This is a genomic window from Rhodococcus sp. NPDC059968 (assembly GCF_042738615.1).
Lineage (GTDB): Bacteria > Actinomycetota > Actinomycetes > Mycobacteriales > Mycobacteriaceae > Rhodococcus_F.
Window position 1 is genome coordinate 95,689 of the sequence record NZ_JBHWUE010000010.1, and the last position, 13,284, is coordinate 108,972.

At 66.9% G+C, this 13,284-nt stretch carries 15 protein-coding genes; 11 read left to right on the forward strand and 4 right to left on the reverse strand.

Translation table 11 applies throughout. The features are described from left to right. The first annotated feature begins 31 nt into the window (after positions 1-31). Together ACFWAY_RS12260 and ACFWAY_RS12265 are read left to right on the forward strand one after the other, a co-directional pair. Positions 32-706 (forward strand): Lrp/AsnC family transcriptional regulator, encoded by a 675-nt coding sequence (locus ACFWAY_RS12260; RefSeq protein WP_378510788.1) that lies wholly within the window; start codon positions 32-34, stop codon positions 704-706. A gap of 42 nt (positions 707-748) precedes the next feature. After that, entirely contained in the window at positions 749-1,288 is a 540-nt protein-coding gene (locus ACFWAY_RS12265; protein WP_378510789.1) for a DinB family protein, read from the forward strand. 1 nt (position 1,289) lies between these two features. On the opposite strand, the gene ACFWAY_RS12270 is transcribed toward ACFWAY_RS12265, so the two are convergent. Next, a complete protein-coding gene (locus tag ACFWAY_RS12270; RefSeq protein WP_378510790.1) occupies positions 1,290-2,051 on the reverse strand; it encodes a class I SAM-dependent methyltransferase in 762 nt (253 codons plus the stop codon). An 83-nt stretch (positions 2,052-2,134) separates the two neighbouring features. Between ACFWAY_RS12270 and ACFWAY_RS12275 the strand changes: the two genes are divergently transcribed. Continuing rightward, positions 2,135-2,476, forward strand: coding sequence for a TraR/DksA family transcriptional regulator (locus tag ACFWAY_RS12275; RefSeq protein WP_378510791.1), 342 nt, complete (start codon positions 2,135-2,137; stop codon positions 2,474-2,476). Here the strand turns inward: ACFWAY_RS12275 and ACFWAY_RS12280 are convergent. Then, positions 2,473-2,757, reverse strand: coding sequence for an ANTAR domain-containing protein (locus ACFWAY_RS12280; protein ID WP_378510792.1), 285 nt, complete (start codon positions 2,755-2,757; stop codon positions 2,473-2,475). The genes ACFWAY_RS12275 and ACFWAY_RS12280 overlap by 4 nt on opposite strands. A 217-nt stretch (positions 2,758-2,974) precedes the next feature. Here ACFWAY_RS12280 and ACFWAY_RS12285 point away from each other — a divergent pair, with 217 nt between their 5' ends. The 4 genes from ACFWAY_RS12285 to ACFWAY_RS12300 all read left to right on the forward strand — a co-directional run bounded on the left by ACFWAY_RS12285 (position 2,975) and on the right by ACFWAY_RS12300 (position 6,414). After that, entirely contained in the window at positions 2,975-3,457 is a 483-nt protein-coding gene (locus ACFWAY_RS12285; RefSeq protein WP_378510793.1) for a YybH family protein, read from the forward strand. A 158-nt stretch (positions 3,458-3,615) separates the two neighbouring features. Then, positions 3,616-3,834, forward strand: a complete 219-nt coding sequence (locus ACFWAY_RS12290) for a ferredoxin (RefSeq protein WP_378454339.1) — start codon at positions 3,616-3,618, stop codon at positions 3,832-3,834. After that, positions 3,824-5,188 (forward strand): NAD(P)/FAD-dependent oxidoreductase, encoded by a 1,365-nt coding sequence (locus ACFWAY_RS12295; protein ID WP_378510794.1) that lies wholly within the window; start codon positions 3,824-3,826, stop codon positions 5,186-5,188. Before ACFWAY_RS12290 ends, ACFWAY_RS12295 begins: the two co-directional genes overlap by 11 nt. A gap of 14 nt (positions 5,189-5,202) precedes the next feature. Continuing rightward, positions 5,203-6,414: a cytochrome P450 gene (locus ACFWAY_RS12300; RefSeq protein ID WP_378510795.1), complete on the forward strand. Its 1,212-nt coding sequence runs from the start codon at positions 5,203-5,205 to the stop codon at positions 6,412-6,414. 228 nt (positions 6,415-6,642) lie between these two features. Here the strand turns inward: ACFWAY_RS12300 and ACFWAY_RS12305 are convergent, their stop codons facing one another. Both ACFWAY_RS12305 and ACFWAY_RS12310 read right to left on the reverse strand, forming a co-directional pair. Further along, on the reverse strand, positions 6,643-8,082 hold the full coding sequence (locus ACFWAY_RS12305; protein WP_378510796.1) for a DUF222 domain-containing protein: 1,440 nt from the start codon (positions 8,080-8,082) through the stop codon (positions 6,643-6,645). 65 nt (positions 8,083-8,147) lie between these two features. After that, positions 8,148-9,095 (reverse strand): AraC family transcriptional regulator, encoded by a 948-nt coding sequence (locus tag ACFWAY_RS12310; protein WP_378454343.1) that lies wholly within the window; start codon positions 9,093-9,095, stop codon positions 8,148-8,150. Between the two features lie 239 nt (positions 9,096-9,334). Between ACFWAY_RS12310 and ACFWAY_RS12315 the strand changes: the two genes are divergently transcribed. The 4 genes from ACFWAY_RS12315 to ACFWAY_RS12330 all read left to right on the forward strand — a co-directional run bounded on the left by ACFWAY_RS12315 (position 9,335) and on the right by ACFWAY_RS12330 (position 13,282). Next, a complete protein-coding gene (locus ACFWAY_RS12315) occupies positions 9,335-9,907 on the forward strand; it encodes a flavin reductase family protein (protein ID WP_378454344.1) in 573 nt (190 codons plus the stop codon). Positions 9,908-9,928: 21 nt separating this feature from the next. Further along, positions 9,929-11,545 (forward strand): 4-hydroxyphenylacetate 3-hydroxylase family protein, encoded by a 1,617-nt coding sequence (locus ACFWAY_RS12320; RefSeq protein ID WP_378454345.1) that lies wholly within the window; start codon positions 9,929-9,931, stop codon positions 11,543-11,545. A 21-nt stretch (positions 11,546-11,566) separates the two neighbouring features. After that, positions 11,567-12,415 (forward strand): catechol 1,2-dioxygenase, encoded by an 849-nt coding sequence (gene catA, locus ACFWAY_RS12325; RefSeq protein ID WP_378454346.1) that lies wholly within the window; start codon positions 11,567-11,569, stop codon positions 12,413-12,415. A 72-nt stretch (positions 12,416-12,487) separates the two neighbouring features. Then, positions 12,488-13,282 carry an alpha/beta fold hydrolase gene (locus tag ACFWAY_RS12330; RefSeq protein WP_378454347.1) on the forward strand — a complete coding sequence of 265 codons (795 nt, stop codon included), beginning with the start codon at positions 12,488-12,490 and terminating at the stop codon, positions 13,280-13,282. Positions 13,283-13,284 lie beyond the last annotated feature (2 nt).

Genomic DNA, 13,284 nt, shown 5'->3' on the forward strand with positions numbered 1-13,284 from the left:
GTGGTCACTTTCTCGACCGAATGCGTGCGAGTTGTCGGACCTGGTGCTCGAGGAGTTGCCCGGCCACCCGAGCGTCAATTCGACCCGGACTCACACGTGCACCGCACTCCACGCGGAGGGCAGTCGCTGGCGCCTCGATTCCCTGGACACGGCACAGTCCGCCGCGATCGCTGCACTGGAGAGCACTTCTCCGCAGTCCGGATCGGCTCGGCCGGAAAGCCTGACGGACGAGGTCGCCCGCGCGCTCGTCCGCGAACTCACCCGGAACGGCCGGGCGTCCGCGCGCGAGATCGCCTCCGTCATCGATCGGCCCGCGTCGTCGGTCCGCAGGCAGCTCGCGGGGTTGCTGCGCTCCCGTGCCGTGGTGCTGCGCTGCGACGTCGCCCAGGACGCGACGCGGTGGCCCATCACCGTCACGTGGTGGTGCCGCCTGCCCGTGCGTGCACACCGGGACGTCGTGGAGGTCGTCAACACCCGGCCCGAACTGAGGTTGTGCATGTCGCTCACCGGCCCTGCCAACTTCCTCGTCAGCATGTGGGTGCCTTCGCTGCCCGACCTGTTGCGGGTGCAGGAGTGGCTGGAGAGCCGTGCCCCCAGCCTCGAGATCATCGACTCGTCGGTGACACTCCGGTCCCGGAAGCGGATGGGGTGGGAACTCGACACCCGCGGCCGCGCGACCGGTTATGTCACCGCGCACGGCGGCTGACCGCTACGGTCGAATGCGCCATCATCGGACCGGCTGGAGCAGGTGATCACCGTGACCTCTACCGCGAAAACGTCGACTACCGGCGAGCGTGCCGACTTGCTGGAGTCGCTGGCGAAACACCGCTACTTCCTCCGCTACACCGTCCGGGACCTCACCGACGAACAGGCGGCCCAGCGCACGACGGCGAGCGAACTGTGCCTGGGGGGACTCGTCAAACACGTGTCGGACGTCGAACGGGTGTGGGCCGACTTCATCGTGCGCGGCACCGACGCCGTGCACGGCGGTCCCGCGGACGGCACCGGCACCGGCAATCGCGAGAAGGAGTTCACCCTCCGCGACGGCGAGACGCTGGCCGGCGTCCTCGACCGGTACGCGAAGGTGGCGCACCGGACCGATGAGATCGTGGCCTCGCTACCCGACCTCGACATCTCGCATCCGCTGCCGAAGGCGCCGTGGTTCGAACCCGGATCACGCTGGTCCGCGCGCCGGGTCCTGCTCCACATCATCGGTGAGACCGCCCAGCACGCCGGGCACGCCGACATCATCAGGGAGGCTCTCGACGGGTCGAAGACGATGGGCTGAGTCAGCCGCGTTTACGGGCCTCGATGAGGAAGCGGGTCGAGTGGGCCACGAACGGACCCTCCGCCTCGATCAGGTCGTGAAGTCCCTGCAGGCGCTCGCGGTACTGGGGGACGGTGAAGCCGGGCACCATCCAGATCACTTTGCGCAGGAAGTAGATGACGGCGCCGATGTCGAAGAACTCGATCCGCAGAGATTCGAAACGGAGATCGACGATCTCGAGACCGGCGGCCTGCGCGTCCGCACTCTCGTCCTCGTAGTGGCGGCCACGCCGCACGTTCTCGGGTTGCGGCCCCAGGAAGTACTCGACGAGTTCGAAGACACTGGCATGCCCGACGTGCTGCGAGAAGTACGTGCCTCCGGGTTGCAGGACGCGGGCGATCTCGTCCCACCACACCGTGGCGGGGTGCCTGCTCGTCACCAGGTCGAAGGCGCCGCCCGCGAAGGGCAGCGGCGGTTCGTCCGCGTCGGCCACCACCACCGCTCCGAGCGGATGCAGCAGCGCCGTGGCCTTCGCGACGTTCGGCGGCCACGATTCCGTCGCCACCATCACGCGAGGCATTTTCGCGGCGCCGGCGAGGACCTCCCCTCCCCCGGTCTGGATGTCCAGAGCGGCGTTCGCGCGCGCGAGCCGTTCACCCATCAGGCGCTGATACCCCCACGACGGCCGCCGTTCGGTGGCCCGGCCGTCCAGCCAGGAGAAATCCCAGCCGTCCACCGACACGGATTCCGCCTCGGCCACCAACTCCTCGAATGTGCGTGCCATGCCGGGAAGCCTGACAGAAAGTTCCGGATCGATCGAGCGGATTACGGGGGAAGCACCGGGCCGTCGCCGACGTTGATCCACATATGACCGTCCCGGAACACCGCACCCGAATCGCCGAGGAACGCGCCGACGCCGAACGCCGCATCGCGTCGCTGACCGGCCGTTTCAACACGATCGTGGAAGGGTCGGAATTCACCACGGACGACGACGAACACGACCCTGAGGGCTCGACCATCGCGTTCGAACGGGCCCAGGTGTCGGCGCTACTGGCCGACGCCCGGCGCGAGGTCGAGGATCTGGCGGCGGCGCAACAGCGACTCGACAGTGGGACGTACGGCCTCTGCATTCGGTGCGGCCTGCCGATCGCCGATGTGCGACTCGACGCACTACCTGCCGCTCAGACCTGTATCGACTGCGCCGGTTAGCCGGTATTGCCGGGCAGGAGGGCTCCCCATTCCCGGGTTGCCACGTCCCGTGCCCGTCGATGGTCGTCCGCGGCAGGGTGCACGCCATCGGCCAGGTCGGCGAGGGCTTCCGCCAGATCCCCGACATCGACCTGATGCCGCATGGAGGAATCGAGTAGTTCGTCGAAGGCCTGATCCGCGCTGTACGAGCTTCCGCGCGCGGTGGTCAGGATCTGAATTGCAGCGTCCAAAGCGGACAGGTGCCGTGTCGCGCGGGTGTCGCGGTGAGCTTCGATCGTCAATATTCCGCCTCTGAGGTGTCGCCACTGGGCGTTGCCGGTCTCTTGTCACCACATCACATCACGATCCGGACGTCCGTGTTGCCGAATCGAGACCGTGTCCGAAAGTTGTTTCTCGACAGCAGGATACGAACTCCGGCAAGATACTTGTAACTCTCGTTACTACTTCGGGGTTCTACCCGTCGGTAGGAGACGGGCGGCGCCACCGAACGGAGGCCGCATGGACGCGCGGGTTGTGCCGGCGGTCGCCGTTCTCGTGCTCGCGGCGGCCGCGGGCTGCGCCGACGAGCAGGCCGTCGCGCCCGACCCCAGCCGAGACGAGGCGTCGATCGTGGACGCCCTGAATCAGTGGCCACGCGACTTCGCGAACAAGGATGTGGCTGCGGTGTGCTCGCTGTTCGCCCCCGACGTCGTCGTGATCTACCCCGGCGCCGAGGACCGCGACTACGACGCCACGTGCGCGCAGTTTCAGCGCGTACTCACCGCCCCCGACCGGACCTTCACGTATGCGGCGCCCGAGATCGCCGACGTACTCGTCGACGGCGACCTCGCCGCGGTGCGCCTGGTGTGGCCGCTCACCGTCACCGACGCTTCGGGCACCGTTCTCGAGAGTGTCCGCGAATCGGGCGCCGACGTGTTCCGCCGCCAGCCGGGCGGCAGCTGGAAGATCCACGTGTCGCACGCCTTCCCGTTGACCGGGTAACGCATTTCTGAATGGCTCCAGAACAGCGGATCGAAACCGAACAGACCGGCCATTCCGGAATACTGGTTCCGGGTGGAGGTCTCCGCCCGACGCGATCGGACGGCCGTGCGCCGCGCAGCCCCTGTGGACCCGTGTGACCAGAACTGTTCAGAATCGGGATGATTGACGTGAAACTCGTCGTCGACCTCAATCGGTGCCAGGGTTACGCACAGTGCGTGTTCCTCGCACCCGACGTCTTCACCCTGCACGGAGAAGAGGCTCTTCTCTACGACGCGGGCCCCACCGACGACGAACGCGACCACGTGTCGCAAGCCGCCGCCGCGTGCCCGGTGCATGCCATCACCACGGACATCCCCGACCGACACGATGGGCAGTGAGGTGCGGATCGTCATCGTCGGTGCGTCGCTCGCGGGCGTGCGCGCCGCGGAGGCACTGCGGGGGCAGGGCTTCGACGGCTCCCTGACCCTGATCGGCGACGAACCCTACGAGCCGTACGACAGGCCCCCGCTGTCGAAGGCCGTGCTCCTCGGAATCATGCCGCCCGACCACGCGGCGCTGCCCTACCGCCCGGACCTCGACGCGGAGTGGCGCCTCGGCGTGCGGGCCACCAGTCTCGACCTGGAGAACAACCGGGTGGTTCTGAGCGACGGCGACACCGTCGAGTTCGACAAGGTACTGATCGCGACCGGCGTCCGCGCCAGGCCGTGGTCGAACTCGTCCGAGGCCGCGCTCGACGGCGTCTTCACCATCCGAACCTGCGACGACTCGCGCCGGCTGAACGAGCGACTGTCGGCCGGACCGCGTCACGTCCTGGTGATCGGGGCCGGGTTCACCGGCTCGGAGATCGCGTCGGTGTGCCGGGAGCGCGGGCTGTCCGTGACGGTCACCGAGCGTGGGCCGGCACCCCTGGTCGGTGCGCTCGGCGGAGTGGTGGCGGCGGTCGCGGCCGACATGCAACGCGACCACGGTGTCGACCTGCGCACCGGGGTCACGGTGACCGGCCTCGACGGGGACGGCAACGGGCAGCTGTGCCGTGCGCATCTGTCGGACGGGACCACACTCGACGTCGACGTGGCGATCGTCGCGCAGGGCAGTATCCGCAACACCGACTGGCTGTTCGGCTCCGGTCTCGCCGCCGGACCCCGGGGAGTCACGTGCGACGCCGGTTGCCGGGCGTTCGACATCAACGGCATCGTCACCGACAACGTGTTCGTCGCCGGCGACGTTGCGCGACAACCTCATCCGCTCTACGACTACCAACTGCTGGCACTGGAGCACTGGGGCAACGCGATCGGTCAGGCCGAGGTGGCGGCGCACAACATGATCCACGACGGTCTCCGTCGGCGGCCGCACCTGGAGATTCCGGCGTTCTGGTCCAGCCAGTTCGGCGTCAACATCAAGTCCGTGGGTATCCCCACCTACTCCGATCAGGTAGTGATCACGCAGGGTTCCGTCGCCGACCGGCGATTCGTGGCGGCGTACGGCTTCCGCGGACGCGTCACGGCCGCCGTGGCGTTCAATCAGGGTAAGTGGCTCGATTTCTACCGGGGACTGATCGAGTCGGCCGCCGCGTTCCCCCCGGACTTCGACGTCATGGACCGGGCGGAACCGTTCGAGGTGCGCTCGTCGGAGTTGCCGGACCCGGCCGTTCTCAGCCACGGACCCACCGTCGCGGTGACCGGCCATCTGCCCACCGAACGTCGTGTCGAGTTCGTCTCGCTACCGAAGTAACAGGGAGAGTGTCCATGTCGCGTGCGCAGCTGTTCCAGCGGATCACCGACCAGGCGAGCCGGCCGAATCCGTATCCGCTGTACGAGGAACTTCGTGAGACGCGGGTGGCGCCGCAGGACAACGGTTCCTACCTCGTCGGACGGTATTACGACGTGATGGCACTCCTGCACGACCCGAGGATCAGCTCCGACCTGCACAACCGTGGGCCCGGACTCCCCGGAGCGGATCGCGCCGGCGACGGGCCGGAGTCGTTCCTCAAACTCGATCCGCCCGAGCATGATCGGTTACGCAGACTGACGACGCGACAGTTCGGTCCGCCGCACAGCCCCGACCGCATCGACTCCATGCGTGGCGAACTCTCCACACTCGTCACGAAACTGGTCGACGGACTGGACGGCAAGGAGCGCATCGACATCGTCGACGACTTCGCCTACCCCTTCCCCGTCACCGTCATCTGCCGACTGCTCGGGGTGCCCCACGAGGAGGAACCCAGGTTCCACGTCTGGGCCGACGCGCTGGTGGCAGCCATCGACCCGCGGCGCACCAGCGCCGACAACGAGCAGGTCAAGGTGGCGCAGAAGGCCCAGATGGAGATGGCCATGTTCATGGCCGGTCTCATCGAGGACCGTCGCCGCGATCCCGGGGACGACATGCTGTCGGGGCTCGCCAACGATTCGGGGCCCGACGGTCAGTTGAACACCGTCGAGTTGGTCACCAACTCCATCCTGCTGTTCATCGCCGGGCACGAGACCACCGTCAACCTCATCACCAACGGCATGCTGACGTTGCTGCGCAATCCCGACGTTCTCGAACGACTTCGCGCCGAACCGGAGTTGATGCCGCAGGCTGTGGAGGAACTGCTCCGCTTCGAACCGCCCGTGCATCTCCTGGGCCAGCGAACGCCGATCGTGGACATCGAAATCGACGGTGTCACCGTCCCGAAGGGTTCGCCCCTCGTCCTGGCATTGGCATCGGCGAATCGCGATCCCGAACGCTTCGTCGACGCCGACAAGTTCGTCCCCGACCGCGCGGACAACCAGCACGTGGGTCTGGGCAGCGGCATCCACAGTTGCTTCGGCGCTCCCCTCGCCCGCCTCGAAGGGCAGATGGCGCTCGCCGAACTCATCCGCCGCCTCCCCAATCCGCGCCTCGTCGAGGACCCGCCGCCCTACCGGCCCAACCCGGTCCTGCGAGGCCCCCGGCACCTGCTGGTGGACTGCGGGTGACAGTGGCATCCCGAGAATTGCTCGAGAATGCCGTCGATGTGGCGGCTCGTGTCGAGCACAGTTCCGAACGTGTGCTGTAACGAACAGCTACTGCCGGTCATTGGTGGCCGGGCGACGGTGCGCCGACCGGTTCCCTCGACGATCCGAGGCATTTCGATTTGATGCCTCGGATCGTCGAGGAGAAGCCAACACAGTCGCATCGGGTCCGGGGTAGCTGACAGCGTGTTGTCACGGCGCCCGGGCCTCTCCTCGCGCATGCCCGATCAACTCACCAGGGTGATGCCGGTGGTTGATGCGCGGTCCTCGGGTGGGGTCGATGTGCGGCGGTGGGATCCATTCGGTCCGGCCCGCGTGCGTGGAAGGCGCTGGCGCGGACCTCGTCGCCCAGCCAGCCGGTCCGTCGTTAACCTGGGCGTGGCAGGCGTCGCAGACCAGGGTCAGACCTTCGATGTCGGTATTTCCGCCCTTGTGCCAGTCCGTGACATGGTGCACCGCACACAGACTCGCCGGCGCCGAACACCCCGGCCGGGTGCAACCCCCGTCCGCGGCGATCAGGGCGAGCCGCTGGTCGGCACTGGCCAGACGACGCCGTCGACCCAGGTGCAACGGACGACCTGCATGGTCGAACAATACGAGCACCGGATGCGCATTCTCTGCCAGGGCCAGTGCGTCCTCGATCGGGAGCAGGCCTCCGGTGGCCGTCGTGGCCAGGCCACCGACCGCCTTCTCCAACTGCTCGAGGGTCATCGTGACGATCACCGTCGTCGGCAGGCCCCGGTGCCGACCGAGCACCCCCGACTCGAGCAGCGCCCGGAATACCGCGCTGAACGCGTCGTGATTGCGCTGCGCTGCGGTGCGGGTATCGCGTGCGACCGCGGCCGCCAGCACGTCACGATCGATCGCCGGGTTCTCGCCGTCGCCGGCCGGCGAGTCGGGATCGTCCGGGTTGTTCATTCCGGGTCGCGCCCACTTGGCGAGGATCGGATCGAGCATCGCCCGTGCGACAGGGTCGAGTTCACCGGAGATTCTCGACATCAGTTCGGTGTCCTGTCGACCGATCGAAATGCCACGCCGGCGTTTCCGGTCGCGGTCGTCGCCGAGATTTCCGTCCGGATTCAGATATGCCAGCAGCCGGTGTCCGGCCTGCTCCACATCCTCCGGGGTTCCGCTCCGCGCCAGCATGGCCAGTACGGCCTCTGCATCTGCCACCGCGTCGTTGCCGACGGCATGGGGAATCTTCCGCATCACTTTCGCGATCGCCCGGACATGATCCGTGCCGATGTCACCGTCGGCTTGTGCCGCAGCGGTTTCCGGCAAGACGGGTGGCATCGGATCGCCCGCCAGGGTGTGCCACATCCCCAGTTCACGGGCGGCGGTGACACGGGCGGACGCGTCCGCGCCCGAGATCCGGAGCACCTCGATCAAGAGCTTCTTCGGCGACGAGTATCCCAGGCTCGCCGGGACCGAGCGTTCCACGCTCTCCACCACCAATCGGTGTGAGACCGCTTCCGCGCGGCGAAGGGACTGCTCCACCCCGCACATCACCTCGATGAGCTCACTGTCCGACAGTTCGGCCAACCCGGCATCGAGCAACCCGTCCACCGCGGCAGCGAGCATCGACAGATGCTCCGCCACCCGGATACCCACCGACCCCCCAGTCGAACTCATGTGCGAATACTATCGCGAGGGTCCGACAAGTTTCGGAGGCGAAACTCGACCTTCCACCGGACCGATCAGCGCCGGCGATCTCGCAGTGATTCGGATGGGGTCACGCCGTACTTGCGGCGGTAGGCGGCGGCGAATCTGCCGGTGTGCATGATCCCCCAGCGTGTTGCGACTTCGGAAACGGTTGCACAGGAACCGCTTCCGGTGAGGTCGGCATGGACACGTTCGAGGCGCACGTCGACGAGGTACTCCATCGGCGTCATGCCCACATATTCGCGGAACCCCTGCTGCATCCGCCGGACGCTCACGCCGACGAGTTCGGCCATCTCCCCCGCGCTCCACGGGCGGGCCGGGTCCTGCTGGATCGCGTCGATGACCCGCTTGACGATGCGCGGCCGGATACCCGCGGCGCCCGTGTCGTCGTCCGGCATCGCAGTGAGCACCAGCGCGGTGGTCAACGCTCCGCACAATTGCTGCGACACCTGATCACTGTGCAGGAGAACGCTGTCGCGCAACGCCTGGTCGGCGACGGAACGGACGAATCTGAGCCACTCGGCGCCGGCGCCGGTTCGCAAGTCGAGTTGCCGCGGCAACTCCTGCCCGGGCCGTGCGAGCACCCGGTCCATCTCGCGCTGCAGATAGTCCCTGTCCACCTTGAAACCGATGATCTCGCAGGAACTGCTCCAGTTGGTGATGACGGTCCGAGTGTCGGGCGGGCAGATTGTGGCCAGCCCCGGCGTCGATGTCACTTCCGTGCCACCGGTGACGGAAACGATACGGCCGGTCAGGGGGATGTTGATGCCGTACGCACCCGGATGGTCGGACTCGATCGACACGGGCGCCCCGAAACCGATCCGGGCGAGCCTGGACGCCCCCATCGCGGAGGACTCCAGCGACGACCGCGCCGCGGTGTCCCGAGACAGCGGACGCAGCTCGTGCGGGAAGTACGCGTCCGCGACCACCTCGTGAACCTCGTCCCAGTCGGTGAACCCGGGACCTTCCAGCTGTCCTCGCATGCGTACGTCCAGACCTCTCACCTCGCCCCACGACCGCGCATGGGCAACTCCCGACCCTAGCATCGCCTGTGACTCACGTCACTGCAAGTGCCGACGACCCACGTCCGGCAAACCCGTTTCGCGTTCCGGATCGCGGCTTCGCAATGAGGATCGACGGACTGTGACGCCCGTCATACGTTGTGCAGGTCCCCAATCGCAGGGGCTATCGCACGAATCGTGCAGAAAGGCGGTCAGGAGAAATGGACCAGCGCACTCTGCGTAACATTTTCGGCCAGTTCGCCAGTGGTGTCACCGTGATCACGTGCGCCAATGTTGCCGGCGAGCCGCACGGCGCGACCGTCACCGCCTTCACCGCCGTCTCGATCGAGCCGCGGCTGTGCCAGGTGACGTTGACCCGGAAGTCGAAGGCATGCAGCTACCTCAGCGATGCGCCGTTCGCGGTGAACATTCTGGCCGCCGATCAGCTCGACACGGCCATGCATTTCGCCGGCAAACCGCAACGGACGGAACCGTTGTGGGATTCCGCGGGAATCGCTCCCGCACTGTCCGGCAACGCGGCGACGCTGATCTGTTCTCCCTGGGCTTCCTATGACGGTGGTGACCATGTCATCTTCATCGGCGAGATCGTCGATGCCTCTGTCGACTCAAAGAAGGATCCACTGCTGTTCTACCGCAGTACCTTTCATGATCTCGGCGCCGCATCGGGCGCCACGGCGTGGAACGGCTGCCTCGACGACCCCCACAGCGGATGGTTCGACGCCGCTGCATCCTTCACTCCTCTCCACTTGCAGCTCGCCCAGGCTGCCTCGTAATCCTGACGGAAGGACAACACCATGACCACCACAGAAGCTGCCCCCGAGAACACCGTCGACCGCAGCAAGGTCAACGTCGCCGAAGACTGTGAGGCCAATCGCACCGCGAACTTCGCGTCGCGCCCGATGACCGGTGACGAGTACATAGAGTCGCTGCGCGACGACCGGGAGATCTACCTGCACGGCGAACGTGTCAAGGATGTCACCACGCATCCGGCGTTCCGCAACCCGATCCGGATGACCGCCCGCCTCTACGACGCGATGCACACCGGCGAGCATGTCGAGACCCTGACCACCCCCACCGACACCGGCAACGGCGGCGTGACGATGCCGTTCTTCCGGGCATCGAAGAACTCCGACGATCTGCTGAAGGATCGTGATGCGATCGCCACCTGGGCGCGGATGACGTACGGGTGGATGGGCCGCTCCCCCGACTACAAGGCCTCGTTCCTCGGCACCCTGCACGCGAACAAGGAGCTGTATTCGCCGTTCCAGGCCAACGCCGAACGCTGGTACAAGGAATCGCAGGAGAAGGTCCTGTACTGGAACCACGCGATCATCAACCCGCCGGTCGACCGTCAGCTGCCGCCGGACGAGGTCGGGGACGTGTTCATGAAGGTGGAGAAGGAGACCGACGCCGGCCTGATCGTGTCCGGCGCGAAGGTGGTGGCCACCGGCTCGGCCATCACCAACTACAACTTCATCGCCCACTACGGGCTGCCGATCAAGAAGAAGCAGTTCGCGCTGATCTGCACCGTCCCGATGGACGCGCCTGGGGTGAAGCTGATCTGCCGCACGTCCTACACCCAGCAGGCCGCGGTAATGGGCTCCCCGTTCGACTACCCGCTGTCGAGCCGGATGGACGAGAACGACACCATCTTCGTCTTCGACAAGGTGCTGGTGCCGTGGGAGAACGTGTTCATGTACGGCGACGTCGACAAGATCAACGCGTTCTTCCCGCAGTCCGGGTTCCTGCCCCGGTTCACCCTGCAGGGCTGCACCCGCCTGGCGGTGAAGCTGGACTTCATCGCCGGCCTGCTGATGAAGGCCCTCGACGCCACCGGGGCGGGCGGCTTCCGCGGAGTGCAGACCCGCGTCGGCGAGGTCATCGGCTGGCGGAACCTGTTCTGGTCGTTGACCGAATCGATGGTGCGCGACCCCGAGCCGTGGGTGGGCGACACCGTCATCCCGAAGCTCGAGTACGGGCTGACGTACCGGATGTTCATGCAGCAGGGGTACCCGCGGATCAAGGAGATCATCGAGCAGGACGTCGCGTCCGGGCTGATCTACCTGCCGTCCTCGTCCGCCGACTTCAAGAGCCCCGACGTCCGCCCGTACCTGGACAAGTACGTCCGCGGCTCGGAGGGGATGCCCGCGGTCGAGCGGGTGAAGATCATGAAGGCGCTGTGGGATTCGATCGGCAGCGAGTTCGGTGGCCGTCACGAACTGTACGAGCGCAACTACGCCGGCAACCACGAGGGTGTGAAGGCGGAACTGCTGATGTTCGCCGAGAACCGGGGCACGGTCAGCTCCATGAAGGGGTTGGCCGAGCAGTGCCTGGCCGAGTACGACCTCGACGGGTGGACGGTCCCCGACCTGATCGGCAACGACGACGTGTCCTACTTCGGCCGCAGCTAGCCCCCAGGATCAGGAGAAGCCATGACCACCATCGACAGCCCGACCGCGGTCGGCTCCGGCAACGCCGCCACCGACAAGTTCAAGGGCGCCCGATTCACCGCCGACACGTCCCCGCAACGCCTGTCCGCGATCGCCACCGAGGCGCTTGCCGGGTTGAGCGCGCTGATCCACAAGCATGCCGTCACCTACCCGGAGTACCGCGTCCTCAAGCAGTGGCTCATCGACGTGGGCGAGGGCGGCGAGTGGCCGCTGCTGCTCGACGTGTTCGTCGAGCACGACATCGAGGAGGTGAACTCCCGCAGGTTCCGGGGCACCAAGGGCAGCATCGAGGGACCGTACTACGTGCCCGGGGCACCGGAACTGCCCGCGCGGTGCACCCTGCCGATTCGCGACGAGGACCGGGCGCATCCCGCGCTCGTCCTCCGGGGCCGGGTGACCGACCTCGACGGTGCCGGACTCGGCGGCGCGATCATCGAGTTGTGGCACGCCGACGACGAGGGCTACTACTCGCAGTTCGCTCCGCACCTGCCGGAATGGAACCTGCGCGGGACCATCGTCACCGATCCGGAGGGACGGTACGAGATCACCACCATCGAGCCTGCCCCGTACCAGATCCCGACGGACGGCCCGACCGGACAGTTCATCGAGGGGGCCGGCTGGCACCCGTGGCGTCCGGCGCACCTGCACCTGCGGGTGACGTCCCCGGGCAAGGAGCCGATCATCACGCAGCTGTACTTCGCGGGTGGCGACTGGATCGACGACGACGTCGCCACCGCAACGAAACCCGAACTCCTCCTCGATCCGCAGCTCGACGGCACCGGGCGTAAGGTTGTCAGCTACGACTTCGCGCTCGATCCCGCCGTGGACTGAGACACTCATCATTCCCCGGGCGACACGAAAGATCGTGTCGCCCGGGGTTTCAACGTCTGTGGAGGAATTATCATGCCGAGCACATCACACGCGCGGACGACGGAATTCGTGCACACCACGACGGCCGCGATCGAGGTCGTGGTCGAGGGCAGCGGCCCCTCGGTGATCCTGCTGCCCTCGCTCGGGCGCGAGTCATACGACTACGACGACGTGGCGACTGGACTCGCCCAGAACGGGTTCCGGGTCTCCCGTCCCCAGCCGCGTGGCATCGGCCGGAGCACGGGACCGCTGGAGGACGTCACGTTGCACGACCTGGCCGCCGACGTCGGAGCGGTGATCGAGGAACAGGACAACGGCGCGGCCGTCGTGGTCGGTCATGCCTTCGGGCACTACGTGGCACGAATGCTGGCCGCCGACCGGCCCGACCTGGTGCGCGGCGTCGTCGTAGCTGCGGCGGGTGCACGCGACTACCCGGCCGCGCTGACAGTGCTGGCCGTCAAATGCTCCGATTCCTCACTGTCCGAAGCGGAGCGGATCGGCTACCTGCAGGCCGGATTCTTCGCCCCCGGCAACGATCCGACCGAGTGGCTGACCGGCTGGTATCCGGAGGTGTCGAAGCGTCAGCTTGCCGCCTCGGCCGCCACACCCAAGGACGAGTGGTGGGAGGTCGCCCGCCAGCCGATCCTGGACTTGCAGTCCGCTCTCGATCCGTTCCGTCCACGCGAGACGGAGAACGAATTGCGGGACCGGTTCGGCGAATTGGTCACCGTGACCGTCGTCCCGAACGCGAGCCACGCGCTGATGCCGGAAGCGCCCGCACAGGTTGTGCGGGCGCTCACCGACTGGATTCGGGCTCTCGACAGCTGAGC

Coding starts and splice junctions, on each gene's coding strand:
- ACFWAY_RS12305 (WP_378510796.1), bottom strand. CDS start 8,082: ATGAGTTCGACTGGGGGGTCGGTGGGTATCCGGGTGGCGGAGCATCTG.
- ACFWAY_RS12275 (WP_378510791.1), top strand. CDS start 2,135: ATGACCGTCCCGGAACACCGCACCCGAATCGCCGAGGAACGCGCCGAC.
- ACFWAY_RS12330 (WP_378454347.1), top strand. CDS start 12,488: ATGCCGAGCACATCACACGCGCGGACGACGGAATTCGTGCACACCACG.
- ACFWAY_RS12270 (WP_378510790.1), bottom strand. CDS start 2,051: ATGGCACGCACATTCGAGGAGTTGGTGGCCGAGGCGGAATCCGTGTCG.
- catA (WP_378454346.1), top strand. CDS start 11,567: ATGACCACCATCGACAGCCCGACCGCGGTCGGCTCCGGCAACGCCGCC.
- ACFWAY_RS12310 (WP_378454343.1), bottom strand. CDS start 9,095: ATGCGAGGACAGCTGGAAGGTCCCGGGTTCACCGACTGGGACGAGGTT.
- ACFWAY_RS12285 (WP_378510793.1), top strand. CDS start 2,975: ATGGACGCGCGGGTTGTGCCGGCGGTCGCCGTTCTCGTGCTCGCGGCG.
- ACFWAY_RS12315 (WP_378454344.1), top strand. CDS start 9,335: ATGGACCAGCGCACTCTGCGTAACATTTTCGGCCAGTTCGCCAGTGGT.
- ACFWAY_RS12295 (WP_378510794.1), top strand. CDS start 3,824: ATGGGCAGTGAGGTGCGGATCGTCATCGTCGGTGCGTCGCTCGCGGGC.
- ACFWAY_RS12320 (WP_378454345.1), top strand. CDS start 9,929: ATGACCACCACAGAAGCTGCCCCCGAGAACACCGTCGACCGCAGCAAG.
- ACFWAY_RS12300 (WP_378510795.1), top strand. CDS start 5,203: ATGTCGCGTGCGCAGCTGTTCCAGCGGATCACCGACCAGGCGAGCCGG.
- ACFWAY_RS12290 (WP_378454339.1), top strand. CDS start 3,616: ATGATTGACGTGAAACTCGTCGTCGACCTCAATCGGTGCCAGGGTTAC.